At 37.9% G+C, this 17,474-nt stretch carries 18 protein-coding genes and 1 tRNA gene; 14 read left to right on the top strand and 5 right to left on the bottom strand.

Annotated elements, in window-relative coordinates:
* Positions 1-8: 8 nt before the first annotated feature.
* The 9 genes from JXQ92_RS09460 to JXQ92_RS09420 all read left to right on the top strand — a co-directional run bounded on the left by JXQ92_RS09460 (position 9) and on the right by JXQ92_RS09420 (position 9,456).
* Positions 9-82 (top strand) — tRNA-Arg (locus tag JXQ92_RS09460).
* Positions 83-369: 287 nt separating this feature from the next.
* Positions 370-1,320: a helix-turn-helix domain-containing protein gene (locus tag JXQ92_RS09455; RefSeq protein WP_421986357.1), complete on the top strand. Its 951-nt coding sequence runs from the start codon at positions 370-372 to the stop codon at positions 1,318-1,320.
* A gap of 107 nt (positions 1,321-1,427) precedes the next feature.
* On the top strand, positions 1,428-2,108 hold the full coding sequence (locus JXQ92_RS09450) for a DUF2064 domain-containing protein (protein WP_421986356.1): 681 nt from the start codon (positions 1,428-1,430) through the stop codon (positions 2,106-2,108).
* A 61-nt stretch (positions 2,109-2,169) separates the two neighbouring features.
* Positions 2,170-2,505 carry an arsenosugar biosynthesis-associated peroxidase-like protein gene (locus tag JXQ92_RS09445; protein ID WP_421986355.1) on the top strand — a complete coding sequence of 112 codons (336 nt, stop codon included), beginning with the start codon at positions 2,170-2,172 and terminating at the stop codon, positions 2,503-2,505.
* Position 2,506: 1 nt separating this feature from the next.
* Positions 2,507-3,565 (top strand): arsenosugar biosynthesis radical SAM (seleno)protein ArsS, encoded by a 1,059-nt coding sequence (gene arsS / locus JXQ92_RS09440; RefSeq protein WP_421986354.1) that lies wholly within the window; start codon positions 2,507-2,509, stop codon positions 3,563-3,565.
* Between the two features lie 6 nt (positions 3,566-3,571).
* Positions 3,572-4,543, top strand: a complete 972-nt coding sequence (gene arsM, locus JXQ92_RS09435; protein ID WP_421986353.1) for an arsenosugar biosynthesis arsenite methyltransferase ArsM — start codon at positions 3,572-3,574, stop codon at positions 4,541-4,543.
* Between the two features lie 121 nt (positions 4,544-4,664).
* Positions 4,665-6,137 (top strand): hypothetical protein, encoded by a 1,473-nt coding sequence (locus JXQ92_RS09430; protein WP_421986352.1) that lies wholly within the window; start codon positions 4,665-4,667, stop codon positions 6,135-6,137.
* 68 nt (positions 6,138-6,205) lie between these two features.
* Positions 6,206-8,623, top strand: a complete 2,418-nt coding sequence (locus JXQ92_RS09425; protein ID WP_421986351.1) for an ABC transporter permease — start codon at positions 6,206-6,208, stop codon at positions 8,621-8,623.
* Positions 8,624-8,685: 62 nt separating this feature from the next.
* Positions 8,686-9,456 carry a MerR family transcriptional regulator gene (locus JXQ92_RS09420; RefSeq protein ID WP_421986350.1) on the top strand — a complete coding sequence of 257 codons (771 nt, stop codon included), beginning with the start codon at positions 8,686-8,688 and terminating at the stop codon, positions 9,454-9,456.
* 7 nt (positions 9,457-9,463) lie between these two features.
* Here JXQ92_RS09420 and JXQ92_RS09415 read toward each other — a convergent pair whose 3' ends face one another.
* Positions 9,464-10,396, bottom strand: a complete 933-nt coding sequence (locus JXQ92_RS09415; protein ID WP_421986349.1) for a LysR substrate-binding domain-containing protein — start codon at positions 10,394-10,396, stop codon at positions 9,464-9,466.
* A gap of 89 nt (positions 10,397-10,485) precedes the next feature.
* Here JXQ92_RS09415 and JXQ92_RS09410 point away from each other — a divergent pair, with 89 nt between their 5' ends.
* Both JXQ92_RS09410 and JXQ92_RS09405 read left to right on the top strand, forming a co-directional pair.
* Positions 10,486-10,935 carry a Dps family protein gene (locus JXQ92_RS09410; RefSeq protein WP_421986348.1) on the top strand — a complete coding sequence of 150 codons (450 nt, stop codon included), beginning with the start codon at positions 10,486-10,488 and terminating at the stop codon, positions 10,933-10,935.
* Positions 10,936-10,939: 4 nt separating this feature from the next.
* On the top strand, positions 10,940-11,332 hold the full coding sequence (locus JXQ92_RS09405; RefSeq protein WP_421986347.1) for an acyl-CoA thioesterase: 393 nt from the start codon (positions 10,940-10,942) through the stop codon (positions 11,330-11,332).
* 21 nt (positions 11,333-11,353) lie between these two features.
* Here JXQ92_RS09405 and JXQ92_RS09400 read toward each other — a convergent pair whose 3' ends face one another.
* Genes JXQ92_RS09400 through JXQ92_RS09390 form a run of 3 tightly spaced genes read right to left on the bottom strand, consistent with a single transcriptional unit; the run spans position 11,354 to position 14,052 of the window.
* Complete coding sequence (locus tag JXQ92_RS09400; protein ID WP_421986346.1) at positions 11,354-11,881, bottom strand: inorganic diphosphatase; 528 nt, start codon at positions 11,879-11,881, stop codon at positions 11,354-11,356.
* 15 nt (positions 11,882-11,896) lie between these two features.
* On the bottom strand, positions 11,897-12,820 hold the full coding sequence (gene rsgA / locus JXQ92_RS09395) for a ribosome small subunit-dependent GTPase A (RefSeq protein WP_421986345.1): 924 nt from the start codon (positions 12,818-12,820) through the stop codon (positions 11,897-11,899).
* On the bottom strand, positions 12,817-14,052 hold the full coding sequence (locus tag JXQ92_RS09390) for a 3-deoxy-D-manno-octulosonic acid transferase (RefSeq protein WP_421986344.1): 1,236 nt from the start codon (positions 14,050-14,052) through the stop codon (positions 12,817-12,819). Before JXQ92_RS09390 ends, rsgA begins: the two co-directional genes overlap by 4 nt.
* Positions 14,053-14,170: 118 nt before the next feature.
* Between JXQ92_RS09390 and JXQ92_RS09385 the strand changes: the two genes are divergently transcribed.
* From JXQ92_RS09385 to JXQ92_RS09375, 3 genes are all read left to right on the top strand, one after another.
* The gene (locus JXQ92_RS09385; RefSeq protein ID WP_421986343.1) at positions 14,171-14,731 is read left to right on the top strand and encodes a hypothetical protein; all 561 of its coding nucleotides are present in this window, start codon (positions 14,171-14,173) and stop codon (positions 14,729-14,731) included.
* Positions 14,732-14,942: 211 nt separating this feature from the next.
* The gene (locus JXQ92_RS09380; RefSeq protein WP_421986342.1) at positions 14,943-15,518 is read left to right on the top strand and encodes a hypothetical protein; all 576 of its coding nucleotides are present in this window, start codon (positions 14,943-14,945) and stop codon (positions 15,516-15,518) included.
* A 27-nt stretch (positions 15,519-15,545) separates the two neighbouring features.
* On the top strand, positions 15,546-16,577 hold the full coding sequence (locus JXQ92_RS09375) for a DUF6588 family protein (protein ID WP_421986341.1): 1,032 nt from the start codon (positions 15,546-15,548) through the stop codon (positions 16,575-16,577).
* Between the two features lie 88 nt (positions 16,578-16,665).
* On the opposite strand, the gene JXQ92_RS09370 is transcribed toward JXQ92_RS09375, so the two are convergent.
* On the bottom strand, positions 16,666-17,439 hold the full coding sequence (locus tag JXQ92_RS09370) for an enoyl-CoA hydratase-related protein (protein WP_421986340.1): 774 nt from the start codon (positions 17,437-17,439) through the stop codon (positions 16,666-16,668).
* Between the last annotated feature and the right edge of the window lie 35 nt (positions 17,440-17,474).

The raw sequence follows: 17,474 nt of genomic DNA, 5'->3' as shown, positions 1-17,474 counted from the left end.
TTTATTTTGGCCTCGTAGCATAACTGAATAGTGCACTTGATTACGGCTCAAGAGGTTACAGGTTTGAATCCTGTCGAGGTCACTTAAAGCAAGCAAAGCCCATCGTGTAACGATGGGCTTTTTTCATGCACAAAATCGAAGCTTGCTTCAAGATTTGGTGCATGAAAAAAGCACAATGCGCAGCATGGGCTTACTTATTTTCAGGAGAGACAAGTAAGGATGGCTTTAGCAATCCTATCAGAGCTTGCTTCAAGATTTCCTTATTTCTTGTTCATTCTTTTAGCGATTATAACAATAAGCGTAACCACTTACATAAAATTTAAATTGATCTTGAATTCTTCTCGTTAGCTTCATTTAAAGGTCAATCATATGATAGGTTATCAAGGACAGCATACTGTTCATCTTAAAGGTGGACAGATTTATTGGCGTGCAGAGCATGGCGAGATGCAAGGTATAAACAACGGTTTTGCCTTATTCTCTTCTAAGAATTTGTTGGGAGAGCATCAGAAAACAAGGTTATCGCTTCGTTTTGGACTAAAAGGGACACAGCAGTATCATATTGAAGATGCTCAATTGAACGTCAATCGCAATCAGTTTTTAGTAATGAATGAAGGCACTGAATATGATGTCGTCTCCCAGAACAATGAAGAAACGACCATGTTGGCCTTCTGTTTTAACGAAAACTTTGTTTCCGATTATGTCAATTTTCAGCAAAACACAACCGATAAGTTACTCGACGAAAATGGCTTGTATAATTTGAATGGCCATACGCCAGAGTTTCCATTACATACCTTAGGCGTCAGTGAAAAACTGTCTTCTCAAATTCAATCCATCATAAACGTTAAGCAGAATTTTTCGAGTGACATTGTAGATGACTACAGTATTTTTAATGAAGTGCTGTCTATGATATTTTGCCAGTTTAATGATGTTTTTAAGTCTTTTGACAACCAAGAGATAGTGAAGAAATCCACTAAAGTAGAACTATACAAAAGGCTGTCAATTGCCAGAGACTATATTCAAGCACACTTTACAGAGAATATAAACTTGAATGAACTATCGCGAGTGGCATGCCTATCGCCTTTTCATTTTCATCGGGCTTTTAAGCAGACTTTTAAAATCACTCCAAAACAGTTTGTAACCTATTTAAGAATCGAATACGCTAAATGGCTCTTAATTAATCAGAAAACCTCTGTACAGTCGGTATGTCAAGCTGTAGGGTTTCGAGATGTCAGCTCTTTTACCCGACTTTTTACAAGTAGAACAGGTACAACACCTTCAGCCTTTCGTAAGAAAGTGAGTGGTCAATTTTTTGCTGTTTAGCCACTCCATGCTCAATTATGTTGTGTAGGTGACATTTCTGGTCCTTGAACTGATATAAAGGAAATTATTTTTGAGAATGACCGGTTAAGCTTCTAAATTCCCATTAGATGGCAATTGGTAAAACAGCAATTCTTTTCTTTTCAAGAACACAACAAGATGAGCATAAGGCTAAAACCTTTGGCTTATCTGATTCGCATTTTGCCAATCTCTATAAATTCGTGGTGAATAAAGCATTAAGCACGGCATATGCTACAGGCTTAAATGTTATAGAGAGCTATTCAGATCAGCAAAAAGGTAATTCATTTAATGAAAGACTAATTCATGCCTTAAAGCAAGTTTCCGAACAAGGCTATAAGCGGGTAATTGTTATAGGTAATGATTCCCCTGAGCTAACAACGGATGATGTCTTGATTGCCGAAAAGCAATTGGCCAATGGGTGCCATGTTTTAGGGAAAAACAAGAGAGGTGGAGTCTATCTTATCGGAATTGATTTTGAATCATTCGATCTGTCAAGATTAGCAGAAGTTAGGTGGAATTCAAATGCAGTTTTTACGCAGTTAAAATTACAGCTGGAGTCTATTTATGAACTTGCTATCAAACATGATTTAAATGAAAGATCAGACATACGTGATTTGATTAAATCTAAGAATGGTTTAGGCCGTGGTATATTTACCTTCCTTCTTAATCTTTTAAGGTCATTGACCATATTGCAATTCAGAGGTCAGCGCCTATCTCATCAAAAACTTCAAGTTGCGCTTTCTTACAGAGGACCTCCAAGTCTTATCTAAAATCGCATACTCTTATTACCAAACTATTCGTTTGGCATTCTTTCAATAACCTTTTTAGACAATGGCTAAGACATATTATAAACCCGAGGACTTGAAGAAGTTCGGGAAGATTACTGAATTACAAGAAGAAATGGGTACCAAATTTTTTGATTGGTATGGAAGCGTTTTTAAACCTGGAGCACTTACGGCGAGAGAAAAAGCGTTAATCGCATTGGCTGTTTCTCACGCCGTACAATGCCCTTATTGTATCGATGCTTATACTGATTCTTGCATGAAAAAAGGTGCAGATGAAGAGCAAATGATGGAGGCAGTTCATGTAGCCGCTGCTATAAAGGGTGGTGCCGTACTTGTACATGGCGTACAAATGATGAATGAAATGGAAGATAAACTGATGTAATATGGCATTAGCAACCAAAAGTTTAAAAAAGACAAATCATTGGCTTTCAACACCTGAAAAACAAATAGAAGTATTGGGTGATTTTAAGAAAGTGGGAATCCGATCCTTTGGTCAAAAGTTGGCTGAAACAGACTTACTTCCTTTGAAACCAACAAGTGTAGAAGTCTTTCAGATCAATGTTGGTAAAATGTGTAATCAAGTTTGCCAACACTGTCATGTAGATGCCGGGCCCGATCGGAAGGAAATCATGACACGGGATACAATGCAGCAATGCCTTGATGCGCTGGCCGATCCAAAAATCACTACCGTCGATTTAACCGGAGGCGCCCCTGAGATGAACCCTGACTTTCGGTGGTTTGTGGAGGGATTGTCCAAATTAGGAAAGCAGATTATAGTGCGCTGTAATCTTACCATTATTTTGGCCAACCCGAAGTATAACGACCTGCCTTCTTTTTTTAAGAAGCATAACATAAATGTGGTTTCTTCTTTGCCATCGTTTACGGCAAGAAGAACGAATGCACAGAGAGGCGATGGAGTATTTGAAAAATCCATAAAAGCATTGCAAATGCTGAATGAAGTAGGTTATGGCAAAGAAGGTACAGGCCTCAAACTGGACCTGGTTTATAACCCTTCAGGTGCCTACTTACCAGATGATCAGGTGGTATTGGAAATGGAATATAAACGCAAACTCAAAGAGACTTATGAAATTGTCTTTAATGATCTTTTTGCTATTACAAATTTACCAGTTAGTCGTTTCCTAGATTATTTGGTACGCACCGATAATTACGAAGAATATATGAATGAATTGGCCAACGCCTACAATCCAATGGCTGCTGCAGGAGTAATGTGTCGCAGTATGGTGTCAGTAGGTTGGGATGGCTATTTATATGATTGCGATTTTAACCAAATGCTTGAATTAAAGCTAAAAAATGGTGTGCCTGATCATGTAAGAGATTTTGATTACGAAAAAGTAAAGAATAGAGAGATAATAATTAACCAGCATTGCTTTGGTTGCACAGCAGGTGCTGGATCCAGTTGTGGTGGAACAACAACAAAATAGAGAAGAATGGAATCGTATTTAGAAACAACAAAAGATATATATAAAGCAGCTGCCGAAACACCAGATGTTGGGCTTTGCTGCACAACTACACCCGTTTGGGCATTTCCTGAATTGGAAATACCACAAATCATGCTCGACATGAATTACGGTTGTGGTAGTACTGTTCACCCGAGAGACTTAATCAATTCCCCAAAAATTCTATACGTAGGAGTAGGTGGAGGAATGGAGTTACTGCAGTTTGCTTATTTCAGTCGACAAAAAAACGGCGTGATTGGGGTGGATGTAGTGGACGAAATGATGGATGCCTGTAGGAATAATATGGGAGAAGCAGCCAATCAGAATGCTTGGTTCGATCCATCGTTTATCGATGTAAGAAAAGGAGATGCGCTGAATCTGCCTATAGAGGACGAATCTATTGATGTAGCAGCTCAAAACTGTCTGTTCAATATCTTCCATGAAGATGACCTTAGAAAAGCCCTGGCAGAGATGTATCGCGTGCTTAAACCACGAGGAAGGTTGGTATTGTCTGACCCTATTGCTGAACAAGAAATGCCTGACGCGCTAAAGTTCGATGAAAGACTCAGAGGACTTTGTTTAAGTGGTGCGCTACCATTAGAACGTTACATTAAAATGATAACAGATGCAGGCTTCGGTACCATCGAGATTCGGGCAAAGCGTCCATATAGAATCCTGGATACAAAGAATTATGATACGCCGAAGTCAATTTTGATTGAGAGCGTTGAAGTAGCGGCTATAAAGGATCCAATGCCAGAAGATGGTCCATGTATTTTTACAGGTAGAACGGCTATCTATACTGGAGATAAGGAATATTTCGATGATCATAAAGGTCATGTTTTGCTGCCAAACCAACCATTATCTGTTTGTGATAAAACTGCAGGAAACCTTACTGATTTAGGTAATGATGACATTTGGGTGTCGGAAAGTACCTATTTCTATGACGGCGGTGGATGTTGTTAAGCATTAACCCAAAGAGAATTAAAAAAATGCCAGCTATTAGTTGGCATTTTTTGGTTCAAGACATTCGTATGTTTGTTCGTGATATTGAATTTTACTTAAATTCATTTCAGAAACGTAGATTATGAAAAGACTGAAGACTCCTGAACCGAATGATAACGATAAGCCTAATAATGAAGAGGGTAAGTTAAGACGGTGGGTTTCCAACCTTCAGCTAGAAAGTTGGCAATTAGAACTGCTGATAACAGGTTTTTCCATATTCCTTTTAGCCACAAGTATAGATCAATACGATAATTTTCGTGAATCCTTCGTTTTCAACAAGCTGGTACCTACCTCTTCTTCAAGCGTTATTTTTATTGATTCTGGACTATTTATTATCAATACCATTCCTATTGCCCTTAAGTTCTTTTTAATCAGCTTACTGGTTCATTTGCTTTTAAGAGGATTCTGGATCGGAATCGTTGGGTTAAGTTCAGTATCCAATGTCATTGATATTGATTCTTTGAACCTGAAAGGGAAGTTCAAGAAACGGATACCAGAAAAAGTAAAGACACTAGATGATTTAATATTCTATTTGGACCAAGTCTCGAGTGTAATTTTCTCCTATACTTACCTGTTGGCCTTTTCCATTATTTCAGTGGTTTTAGTGGCTTCGTTCCTCTTTTCCGTATTAGGGGTCGGAACTTATCTTCAAATATCATTTGGGTCGAATGCTGCAGCAGGAGCAATAATACTCTTGTTGAATTTCTGTGTTGTCTTTTTATTACTCGTAGGAGCCATCATTTTCTTTTTGGATACAATTCTATTTAGCGCATTCAAAAAATCGAAATGGTTTTCAGTTATATACTACCCGATATATAGACTTTACAGCGTTATTTCACTATCGTTTATTTATAGAAGTATCTACTATCACCTCATCACAAATTATTCTAAAAAACAGATTATAGCCGTGACATTAGTATTGTTCACAACCTTACTCGTAGTTTTTAAAATTAATAATTGGAATACCTATTCATTCTATCCCGAGGTTATTAATGCTAATGAGTATGCCTTAAGGAAGTCTAACTATGACGATGAACGCACTGGAGGCTATATTACATCTGCGAGTATTCCTTCCATGTATGTTCAAAGAGATTTCTTACCGGTCTTTATCCGATATTCACCTTCAAGTAATGAGATTCTAGATTTGCTATGCCCTGAATTTAGAGGTTTAGAGAGAAGCTTGTCTTTCTCGGAATCATTTAACGCAGGATTTCAATCTCAAAGGGATTCTACGCTTACATTCGAAGATATTCTGGGCACCGATGACAAATATGAAGCTTTGGTGAAGTCATCTGTACAATGTTTGAGTAGCATGTATGAAATTTATCTTGATGATGAGTTAGTAAGTAACAATGAGTTCTTTTTTACAAGGCATTCTAATAAGGGAGAACGAGGTATAAAGACTGTTCTTGATATTGGAAATTTAGAGAGAGGCCGCCATGTTATAAAAGTGAATAGGTTTAATTTTCAAGGAAATCCTTTGATAAACCAAACCATTACTAGAGAGAAACTAGAAATGAAAACTTGGATTAAAATCTCTTTCTGGAAAGAATAAGCCTTCGATAAAATCCGCAAGAATTAACTGATAACTAATCAATATCTTAATTGTGTTAATTAAAGACTATGGTTAGAAATTATCTTAAAATAGCGCTGCGCAACATCGGCAAGCAGAAGTTTTATGCATCCATTAACATAACGGGACTTGCCGTAGGGATTTCTTGCTGTTTACTCATCTTAACTTACGTTTTGGAGGAGTTAAGCTATGATAATTATCACCCGAATGCTGATGAAATATATCGTGTAGCCTTAGACCGGAAGTTTCCTGATAATCAGTTTCAGTATGCTAGAAGTCCTTTACCAATGGGAGGCACTTTGAGCAACGATTTACCCAATGTTATCAATTCGACTAGAATTTTCAATGACTTTGGTACACTCACATTTCAGTTGGACGATAAATACTTTGATGAACAGCGTGTATTAGCCGTTGATTCAACATTTTTTGAGTTTTTTGAAGTCGACTTTCTAGATGGAGATAAATCTACAGCTTTAGACCTCCCAAACTCCCTGATCATTACCAATGCTATGGCTACCAAGTACTTTGGTAATGAGAGTCCATTAGGCAAGCAACTAACTATTCAAGGGGTAGGTGAAATGTTGGTCAGGGGAGTGGTGTCGCCTATGCCACCCAATACACATTTCCACTTCGATTTTTTATTCTCATTAAGTACAATGCCAAACCTGTATAGAAATCAATTTTGGGGTTCCTATACTGCCTATAACTATATAATGTTGGCGCCAAGTACTTCTGTAGTTGAGATTGAAAGCCAGGTAGCAGAGGTTATTCAAACTTATATGGAACCACAGATACAGCGTTTTCTTGGTATAAGTTGGGAACAATACTTAGCTGCAGGAAATGATCATAATTACATTCTACAGCCGGTGGCAGATATTCATCTGAAATCAAATTTTCAATGGGAGTTAGAACCAAATGGAAGCGAAACAATAGTTTATTTATTTGCTGCTATTTCAATATTTATACTCCTCATTGCCTGCGTAAATTTTGTAAACCTTACTACTGCCAGAGCGGCCAATAGAGCAAAAGAAGTAGGAATGAGAAAAGTGTTAGGAGCTTTGAAAAAGCAATTGGTGACTCAGTTCCTAGCTGAATCAATTGTAATGTGCATTGTGGCTACAGCAATGGCGCTAGTATTGGCCATAATAGCCATGCCATTTTTTAATGAGCTATCAGGGAAAACGTTCGGTATTTCGGACCTCTTGACTATTGAAGCACTTTTAGGTTTAGTTGTTTTTTCTATTTTTCTAGGTGTAGTTGCTGGTTTGTATCCGGCATTTTTTCTGTCATCCTTTCGCCCAGTTACAGTGTTGAAAGGGAAAATGAGCAGTGGCGCTAGAAATGCATGGTTAAGAAACGGCTTAGTTGTTTTTCAATTTGGGGTTTCCATAATTCTTGTCATTGGTACACTGATAATCTATCAGCAGATACAATTCTTGAACAATAAACCACTTGGGTTCGATAAAGACCAATTAGTGATTCTTGAGCGGGCAGATCTTTTGGGTGAACAAATCGAAACTTTCAAAGACATAGTTCTACAAAATCCGAAGGTGAGTGCAGTTTCTGGAACCAATACGCTACCGGGAAGACAAATTACTGGCGGAACGTTTACTGATGTAACCGGAAGTGCGAGTGAACGCTATCTCATGCCGAATATCCGTGGTGATTATGATTTGATTAATACAATGGGCTTGAATGTAGTTGAAGGAAGAGCTTTTGATCCTTCTATAGTTTCTGATTCAACAGCCATTATAGTAAACCAATCTGCAGTGAATACTTTCGGGTGGTCTTCACCTATCGGCAAGCAGCTTCAGCCGATCAACGGGCCAATTTTTACAGTAATAGGAGTTGTGGAAGATTTTCATTTTGAATCGCTGCATCAAACCATTGGTCCTTTGGCCCTTTTTGCAGGCGACTTGTCAACACAAAGGGCTAATGTGTTCATTGCTAAAGTTAATGCTTCCGAAATGGCCAATACCTTGTCTTCTCTGGAAAGCACATGGAATCAATTTGTACAAGAACGTCCGATACAGGTTTCTTTCGTGGATCAAGAATTTGGTGCTTTGTATGAAGAAGAAGCTAGAAGTGGGAAACTATTCTCGGCCTTTTCATTTATAGCCATTGTTATAGCATGTTTAGGGGCTTTCGGACTAGCCGCTTTTTTAGCCTCTCAAAGAAGAAAAGAGATAGGAGTGCGCAAAGTTTTAGGAGCTTCCACAACGAGCATAGTAAGTTTGCTATCAAAGGAGTTTTTGAAATTACTCCTGATCGCCAACATCATTGCATGGCCCATTGCCTTCTTTATGATGCAAGAATGGCTTGCATCTTTTGCTTACGCGATCGGAATAAACTTGCTTGTTTTTGTGATTGCCACTTTGGCCTCAATTGCTATCGCTTTGTCTACAGTCTCGTTTCACAGCATAAAAGCAGCGCTTAAAAACCCCGCTGAAACGCTGCATCATGAATAATTAAAAAAAAGACTAATTTTCATTTGACTCTCACGTAGCGTAAGCCTTTTCCTTTGTGGTAAATGAAAAACAATAATCAGCAATATTCAATTACCGCCTTGTCGAAACTAGCAGGTGTAAGTGTAAGAACACTGCATTACTACGACGACATAGGCCTATTATCTCCTTCCAATCGATCGGGTAAAGGCTATCGATATTATGATCGACCAGAACTGGTAAGGCTTCAGCAAATCTTGTTTTATAAAACAATAGGGTATGAGTTGGCTCAGATCAAAGAGGTCTTGGATCATGAAGGCTTTGATTTGATTCAATCTTTAAGAGAACAGCGTGAAGCTTTACTTGATAAAAAGACAACGTTGGTTAAGTTGATCGGAACTATTGATAAAACGATTAATGAATTAAAAAACAAAGAGGGTATGATCACGGATGAAGAGATGTATGATGGGTTTCCTGTAGAGAAAGGAAAACAATTAGAGCAGGAGGCAAGAAAGCGTTGGGGTGACGAAGTGGACGGGACTAAAGAAAGAATTCAGTCCATGAGTAAGCAAGGCTGGAAAGATACTAAGCAAGAGGCAGAAGAGATTAACTTGTGGCTAGGCAACTTGATTCACAAACCGGTGGATGATGTTGAAGTTCAACAAGTAATTAAGCTGCATTTTGAGCATATCAACAAATTCTATGAAGTGTCTGAAGAGCGATACAGAGGTTTGGCTCAGCTTTACGTAGAAGATGAGCGATTTAAAGCGCATTATGATTCGGTAAAACCTGGTTTGGCCAATTTTCTGAATCAAGGAATGATAAAGTTTTGTGATAATGGCCTGAAAATTGACTAGTCGCTGATTAGCGCCATTTAATTCGATTATAAGTTTTCGCTTTATTAAAATTGTCTGGAATATAAGCTAAAACTGCGGTGCGCATATGTTCCAAGATAGCCTCTTTATTAAAACTCTGATGCACAACTAGGCTAATTTCACGAGTAGGTTCTGGTTTGATAAAGCGTTTTATTCTTTTGTCAGAATTGATGGTGTCTTTTACCGAAAGTTCAGGTACAAGAGTGTAGCCTGTATGATTTTTCACCAAGTTTTTGAGGGTTTCTATAGACCCGCTTTCATAGCTAAGATTGTCTTGCTGGCTATTTCGTTTCTGACTACAAATATTCAAGACTTGGTTTCGTAAACAGTGTCCTTGATTGAGCAACCACAAGCCTTTAACCGGTAGCTCGGCAGGGTCTATCGTTTTGCTCGCATATAATGGGTGTTCTTCAGCGGTATAGATCAGAAAAGGTTCGTTGTATAGCGGGATTTCACGAATACTATTCTCTTCAAGTGGGGTGGCTAATATGCCAATATCTAATAAGTCGTTTTTAATATCATTTATAATCTGCTCTGATTCAATCTCCCTAATTACCAATTTGATTTTAGGGTTATTATCAGTGAAGTCTTTCAAGAACAATGGCATTAAATAAGGAGCAACAGTAGGTATGACTCCAATCCTAAAGGTTCCGCTTAAGTCATCTTTCTCTGTGTTCACAAAATCCTTTAAACCGTTTACTTCTCTCAGTATTTGCCGAGCACTCTCTATAATTCTGACTCCTGTTTTGGTGGGCTCAATAGGGTAGGTCGATCTATCGAAAATCTGCGTACCCATCTCTTTTTCTAACTTTTTTATCTGAAGCGTTAGGGTGGGCTGTGTTACAAAGCAACTTTCAGCAGCATTCACAAAATGCCGATGTGTATCAAGCGCTACAATGTATTCTAGTTGTTGTAATGTCATATTGATATAATCAATATAAATCTAGGAACATAAAACGAGTAAATGAAGTTTTATAGAAAACAAATTAATTAACACTAAAGAATAGAACGATGGAAGATTTAAATAAAACTCAGGTAGTCGAAAGGCTGAATCAATTATTAATAAACTACCAGGTTCATTATCAGAATTTGAGACTTTTTCACTGGAATGTAAAAGGTCCGTTTTTCTTCATTCTGCATGAAAAATTTGAGGAGTTATACAATGAAGCAGCTTTGAAAATAGATGAGGTGGCTGAACGTATTTTAGCGCTTGATGGAACACCAAAAGGCTCTCTAAAGAATATTTTGGCTAACGCGAATGTTGAGTCTCATGCCGAGGTAATGGAAGCGAATAAAATGGTAGCCTCTATTGTTGATGCCAATAAGACGCTGATTGGTAATGTTAATGAATTGCTAAAAGAGGCTAATGAAGTAGGGGATGAAGGAACACTGGATATCTTTACGAGCTATATTCAAGAACTGCAAAAGCAGAACTGGATGTTGAAATCATTTTTAAACTAGGCTTATGAATTTTCACACTAGAAAATGGGTAAAACCAGAGGATTTAAACCCCAATGGGACTTTGTTTGGAGGAAGACTATTGGAGTGGATAGATGAGGAAGCTGCGCTCTATACCATTGTGCAGTTAGAGAATAAGCACATTGTTACCAAATTCATGTCTGAGATTAATTTTATAAATGCTCCGGTACAAGGAGACATTATAGAATTAGGAATCGAGGCTATTGGCTTTGGTAGCTCTTCCATTACACTCCGTTGCGAAGTGAGAAATAAACTCACTAGGCAAGAAATACTAAGTATTGAGAAGATTGTAATGGTAAATTTAGGGGAAGACGGAAAGCCGTTTGCCCATGGAAAAACACAAGTAGAATACGTAAAAGATCGGCTTCAAGAGGATTAACCTCAGTTTGAAATCACTTGACTAAGAAAACTTGTCTTGGTAGTCTTCTATACTCTTTTGGAAGATTTCTTGGGCAAGTTTTTTGTTTTGAAAACGCTCCACGACAACTTCTTTATTTTCAAGCTTCTTATAATCTTCAAAAAAGTTTCTCAATTCGTTTAAAGTATGCTCTGGCAATTCTTCAATGTTGTCGATATGACTTACCGATTTATCATGTTCTGCCACAGCAATGATTTTATCATCGGCTTCTCCCTGATCAAGCATTCTCATTACCCCAATGATTTTGGCCTCGACAATACACATAGAGACAATTGGAATTTGAGAAATTACTAGAATATCCAATGGATCATCGTCATCGCAGTATGTTTTAGGGATAAAACCATAGTTATGCGGATAATACATGGAGCTATAAATGACACGGTCCATTTTTAAAAGCCCACTTTCCTTATCCAATTCATATTTAGCCCGATTATTCTTCGGAATCTCGATGATCGCATTTACAGTTTTAGGGAGATTGTCTCCAGGAGAGACATCATGCCAAGGATTCATAAGCTTTGTGTTTATTTATCGTCTATTGTCGTAATCTTCTAGAATACTAAGGTAGCTATGGTATCTAGAACTTTCAATCTCTCCAGCTTCAAAAGCGTCCAGAACTTTGCAGCCCGGTTCATTGGTATGAAGACAGTTATTGAATTTACATTCTCCTAAAAAAGCCCTCATTTCAGGGAAATAATGGCTAATTTCTGAAGCCTCCATGTCAACAAGACCTAATTCCTTAATGCCGGGGGTATCGATGAGTTTTGTGGATTCGTCCATTTCGAACATTTCTGCAAAGGTGGTTGTGTGTGTGCCTTTATTCGCGTAGCTCGAAACCTCTCCTGTTTTTTGTGTTTGATGCGGTGCCAACACATTCAAAAGTGTTGATTTGCCAACGCCAGAATGCCCAGCAATTAAGGTGGTCTTGTCCTTTAGCAAAAGTTTCAAAGATTCAATGCCTTCATCTTCTAAGACTGAAATAAGATGACCTTTGTAACCTATTTGCTCATACATATTGATCAATTCATGGCAAAACTCAATCCCCTGATCATTCAGTAAGTCTTTCTTGTTGAATACAACTAGTGCGGGAATACGGAAAGATTCAGCACTGACTAGGAATCGATCTATAAAACCTAACGATGTTTTTGGAAAAGTCACCGTGGCCAATAGTAAGGCTTGGTCCACATTAGCAGCTAGAATATGAGAAAAGCCTGTTTTACGTGTCGATTTACGGATAACGTAGTTTGTTCTTGGAATAATTTCCTTGATCACGGCAGATTTATCGCCTTTTTCCTCTTCTTCAATAACCACCCAATCACCTACAGCTATGGGGTTATTGATTTTTATACCGTCCAATTTGAATTTGCCACGCAACCTACTCCTAAAAATACGGCCTTCCTCATTCTTGACTTCATACCAACTACCCGTAGATTTTATGACTTGCCCTTTCATCGCTCGTTTGCCTTTAAGTATTCCAAAATGTGTGCTGTGGCACCCGCGTTCTTTGCAACAAATTCCCGACAGATATCTGAAGTTTCGGATCGAAAAGCGTCATCGAGAAGGTTTTTAAAAGCATTTTCAGCTTCCTCCTCATCCTTAATAATAAAGCCACCCTTCAACTGCTCTAATATTATAGATTCTGGGAATTTCTCTAGCCCTTTGTTGCCATAAACAACAGGCAATCCAAAGGCAATTGCTTCAAGAATGTTATGTAATCCGTCTCCAAATGCTCCACCAATGTATGCAAAATCACCATACTGATATACAGAAGAAAGCATGCCCATAGTATCTAAAATCAAGACATTTGTATCCGCAGGAATGGATTTGCTATTTGAATATCGATGAATTCGAGCATTTAACCCCTGTGAGATTTTCCTTACCGTGGCCTCATCAATAAGGTGAGGAGCGATGATGAATTTTAGGTTTTCCTGATCATTAATGAAAGATAAGAGCACTTTCATGTCGCTAGGCCAGGCACTCCCAACGATGCAAAGTAAAGCACTCCCTTTAAAATCTTGTATTTCCTGATACTCATTAGGTTTGGCAATGGTTTTAAGCACACGGTCAAAGCGCGTATCTCCTGAAATAGATACTTCGGTAATTCCGATTTGAGATAATAAGTTTAGCGAAGACTCATTTTGAACGAATGTATGGTCAAAAAATGTGAGCATCTTACGATAAAGGCCACCGTACCATTTAAAGAATACGTGATTTGAGGTGAATAACGCAGATAAGCTAAATAATTGAATCTGTCGTTCATTGATGCACTTTAAGTAGTGATACCAATATTCATATTTTATGAAAAACACTCGTTTCGGTTTCACAATGCTTAAGAAACGTTGAGCATTTGTATTCGAATCAAATGGCAGGTAACAAACATGATCAGCAATAGGGTGAGTCTTTCTTTGTTCGTATCCTGAGGGTGAGAAAAAAGTAACTAATATGCTATGGTTCGGATAGTCTCGTTTATAAGCCGTCATAACGGGTAGACCTTGTTCGAATTCACCCAGTGAAGCGGCATGAAACCACACAATGTCATTCTTTAGGCTATTCCTAAAGGCACTTAAACCTTCAAAAACAGTGTTTCTTCCTCTTATGGCAAGTTTAGCTTTTGCATTAAAAAGGCTACTAATTTTTATCAATAAATAGTAAAACCTTGTTCCAAGGTTGTAGAAAAATACCATTGCATGCAAAAATAGGAAACTAAGTCAGATTCGCCTTTAGAATTAGAGCCTGATTAATTTTGTGACCATACATAAAAAAACATGCTGACTGTATATAAAAAATTGTAACTTTATAAACATGAAAAAACTGAGTTTACTTTTGGTTCTGCTACTGTTTATGGCTTGCGAAGATGGAATAATCATCACCGTACCTGCTTCAAGTAGCTATTCTTTTGCAATGCCTTCAAGTCAGATTAACGCTGATCCTGATAATCTATTCTCAGGAAGTGAGACAGTGGATATTACCCAGTTTTTTGATGAAGACGCTCAACAAATTGAAAGTATTAAACTTGATAAACTTGTTTATGAAGTTTCTAACTATGAAAATACAAGCGGTAATTTAGTATTGATGGATTTGACTATTCAGACCAAAGTGAATGGAAATACAAATGATATACTGACAATATTTGGCCTCGTAGTTGAAAATACAGGAGAAATCATTGCCTTTGAAGATGGTAACCCAGCATCTGCGTTGAGTGCAGCTCAGGTGGCTAGTTTAGAGTCTATTATGGATAATTTAGAGCCATTTGAAATGATTGTAACCGGAGATTTTACTGATGATATTGATGGTGATTTTGACATTTCTATTGCTTGGGATATTACAGCATCTGTTGCTCAACCTACATCTGGCGGAGGTTGATTTTTTTGGGTTAAGCGATTACTAGGTTCGCTTATTTTTATTTGAATTCAAGACTGAATTATCGAAGGGTAATTTTTCCCTAACATAATATCCTCTCGAACTACTATTACGACTACTGACTGATTATTAAGTATTTTTAATTTAAAATTTAGAGTCGAATTGCATTCATTTGTATTTCTACAAAACTTCACATTTACTAAAAACTGAACCAATGCGTAAACAACTAATTATTCTTTTGACTTTACCTTTCCTTCTTTTAGGATGTGGAGAGGCAGGAGTTGAATCTGATATATCAAAAACTAGTGAGCTTGACTTTGAAATTGCCGCATCTGATTTGAATCTCGCATTAGGATCAACGATAGCTCAATCGTTTGATTTTGCCAACGAAGATTTTGATGAGTATATCTCAGATGTTGAGATGTTTACGCTTAACCAATTGGAATTTGAGATATTAGAACTCTCTGGTGCGCCTGCAACCACTCTCGATTTGGAAATTAGAATAGATTTTGACAATAATACTGCTTCAACTACAGATGGAGAAGCTTTGGTTAGTATTGCAAATGTTCCAGTAGCTAATACTACTAGCCCTGTTCTACTATATAGCACAGATGCTTCTAATCCCGGACTTGCCAATACTAGCGTCGTAACGGCCTTTGAACAAGCTGTATTGAATAAGAGGACAGTGGAGATTGAAATTACTAGTTCAAAAACGGGAGCAGATCTTACAGAGAATTTTAAAATCAATTTGTTATTCGATTTAACCGCAAGGGTACAGTTAGATAACTAATTATCAATTCAACCAAAGCACAGTACTATGAAAAGATTTTTTCAAGTCTTATTTGCTTTTTTCCTTATTGTAGGTGTTAGCAAGAAGTCTTACAGTCAAATCGATTTTGACTCATTTTTAGAAGCGGGAGTTGGCGACGCTAACCGTCTGCTAGAATTATATATGCAACCAGTATTTGAAGGGCTTGGGTATGGAATGAATAGCGGGTGGTACAATACTGCTAAACCGCATAAGTTCCTTGGTTTTGATATTAGCGCTTCACTTTCTATGGCTAGAGTTCCAGACTCGCGTCAGTTTTTTACTTTTGAAAACAGTGATTACACGAACGTGTTTTATGGTCAGGGCACTTCAGTTAGGACACCAACACTTTTTGGTCCAAATTTAGGAGCTGATGAGCTACCAGAGTTATCTTTCCGAGATTTCGATGATATTGATAATGACGGTGATACAATGGAGGAACTCATTAGAATTTCAGCTCCTACAGGGTTAGGAATTGATAATGACCTTCCATTTAATGCGGTGCCAACACCAATGGCTCAAATAGGTATTGGCTTATTTAAAGGTACAGAGGTTAAGCTACGTTACCTGCCTGAAGTTGCCCTTGGAGATGATGGTAATGTGAATATGTTTGGTATTGGAATTATGCATGACATCACCTCGTATTTTCCTGCTGAAAAGCTCATACCGATAGACTTGTCGATTTTTGCAGGCTATACTAATTTAACAACTGAGGTGTTTGTGAATGATGAAAAAACTCAGTCAGCAAAATTTGATGCCAGTTCTTGGGTATTACAAGTAGTCGCTTCTAAGAAAATTGCGTTCCTAACTGTTTTTGGAGGCCTCGGTTACTCAAATTACGATGTTGATTTTGCAATGTTAGGTTCATACAATACAGAATCAGGCACTTTAGTAGATCCAATAGGTTTTAACTTTAAAGACAATGGAATCCGTACCAATGTAGGTTTGCGTTTAAAGCTTTTATTCTTAACGCTTACAGGAGAGTATGCATTACAGGAATACAATACCTTAACCGCAGGTGTGGGTATTAGTATTCGATAAGATTTTACTACTAACTAACAGAAAAAGGGCTTCGAATTAACGGAGCCCTTTTTTATTGGGGTTTAATAAAATTGATCTTGTTTTGGATTTAATTTCCTTTAAAATCAGGCTTACGCTTTTCTATAAAAGCGTTCATGCCCTCCTTTTGATCATTAGCCGAGAATAGCATATAGAAATTTTTTCTTTCAAAATGTAGTCCTTCTTCCAGCGGTACTTCAAAAGATCGCTTAACTGATTCTTTAGCCATTTGAACAGCTATAGGAGACATGGAAGCAATCTCTTGCGCAAGTTTTATGGTCTCTTCCATGTACAATTCCACTGGCACAACTCTATTGATAAGGCCATAGCCCAAAGCCTCTTCTGCGCTAATGAATTTACCTGTGAGCACTAATTCCATAGCTTTAGCCTTACCTAAGGCCTTCGTCAGTCGTTGGGTGCCACCAGCGCCAGGCATCACACCGATTTTAATTTCAGGCTGACCAAACTGAGCAGTTTCCGACGCAATGATCATATCACATGTCATGGCAAACTCGCAGCCACCGCCAAGCGCAAAGCCAGAAACGGCAGCAATTATTGGTTTTCTTGTTTTATTGATTTGATCCCAAGTACTAAATTGATCTACTTTCCACATATCGATAGTGCCTTTGCCTGCCATTTGTTTTATGTCGGCACCAGCTGCAAAAGCGCGTTCGTTTCCAGTGATAATAATTACCCTAACATCATCATCCTGATCGAGCATCTTCAAAGCATCCCTCACTTCCCCCATTAATTGTAGGTTGAGGGCATTTAATTCTTTTGGACGATTGAGTTGAATTAGTGCGATATGTTTCGCGTAGGCTTTTTCGACTTTGATGAATTCCATAGGTTTGATTTCCTTAAGCTGTTAGTTGATAATTC

The sequence above is a fragment of the Roseivirga sp. genome, from assembly GCF_049099775.1.
Lineage (GTDB): Bacteria > Bacteroidota > Bacteroidia > Cytophagales > Cyclobacteriaceae > Roseivirga.
The sequence above is the reverse complement of the archived record's forward strand: the minus strand, read 5'-3'. Positions and strand labels throughout refer to the sequence as shown.

What these genes read in the sequence shown, in the direction of transcription:
- JXQ92_RS09385 (WP_421986343.1), top strand. Translation starts at nt 14,171, where the DNA reads ATGAAAAAACTGAGTTTACTTTTGGTTCTGCTACTGTTTATGGCTTGC.
- JXQ92_RS09450 (WP_421986356.1), top strand. Translation starts at nt 1,428, where the DNA reads ATGGCAATTGGTAAAACAGCAATTCTTTTCTTTTCAAGAACACAACAA.
- arsM (WP_421986353.1), top strand. Translation starts at nt 3,572, where the DNA reads ATGGAATCGTATTTAGAAACAACAAAAGATATATATAAAGCAGCTGCC.
- rsgA (WP_421986345.1), bottom strand. Translation starts at nt 12,820, where the DNA reads ATGAAAGGGCAAGTCATAAAATCTACGGGTAGTTGGTATGAAGTCAAG.
- arsS (WP_421986354.1), top strand. Translation starts at nt 2,507, where the DNA reads ATGGCATTAGCAACCAAAAGTTTAAAAAAGACAAATCATTGGCTTTCA.
- JXQ92_RS09400 (WP_421986346.1), bottom strand. Translation starts at nt 11,881, where the DNA reads ATGAATCCTTGGCATGATGTCTCTCCTGGAGACAATCTCCCTAAAACT.
- JXQ92_RS09390 (WP_421986344.1), bottom strand. Translation starts at nt 14,052, where the DNA reads ATGGTATTTTTCTACAACCTTGGAACAAGGTTTTACTATTTATTGATA.
- JXQ92_RS09410 (WP_421986348.1), top strand. Translation starts at nt 10,486, where the DNA reads ATGGAAGATTTAAATAAAACTCAGGTAGTCGAAAGGCTGAATCAATTA.
- JXQ92_RS09420 (WP_421986350.1), top strand. Translation starts at nt 8,686, where the DNA reads ATGAAAAACAATAATCAGCAATATTCAATTACCGCCTTGTCGAAACTA.
- JXQ92_RS09425 (WP_421986351.1), top strand. Translation starts at nt 6,206, where the DNA reads ATGGTTAGAAATTATCTTAAAATAGCGCTGCGCAACATCGGCAAGCAG.
- JXQ92_RS09380 (WP_421986342.1), top strand. Translation starts at nt 14,943, where the DNA reads ATGCGTAAACAACTAATTATTCTTTTGACTTTACCTTTCCTTCTTTTA.
- JXQ92_RS09415 (WP_421986349.1), bottom strand. Translation starts at nt 10,396, where the DNA reads ATGACATTACAACAACTAGAATACATTGTAGCGCTTGATACACATCGG.
- JXQ92_RS09430 (WP_421986352.1), top strand. Translation starts at nt 4,665, where the DNA reads ATGAAAAGACTGAAGACTCCTGAACCGAATGATAACGATAAGCCTAAT.
- JXQ92_RS09405 (WP_421986347.1), top strand. Translation starts at nt 10,940, where the DNA reads ATGAATTTTCACACTAGAAAATGGGTAAAACCAGAGGATTTAAACCCC.
- JXQ92_RS09445 (WP_421986355.1), top strand. Translation starts at nt 2,170, where the DNA reads ATGGCTAAGACATATTATAAACCCGAGGACTTGAAGAAGTTCGGGAAG.
- JXQ92_RS09370 (WP_421986340.1), bottom strand. Translation starts at nt 17,439, where the DNA reads ATGGAATTCATCAAAGTCGAAAAAGCCTACGCGAAACATATCGCACTA.
- JXQ92_RS09375 (WP_421986341.1), top strand. Translation starts at nt 15,546, where the DNA reads ATGAAAAGATTTTTTCAAGTCTTATTTGCTTTTTTCCTTATTGTAGGT.
- JXQ92_RS09455 (WP_421986357.1), top strand. Translation starts at nt 370, where the DNA reads ATGATAGGTTATCAAGGACAGCATACTGTTCATCTTAAAGGTGGACAG.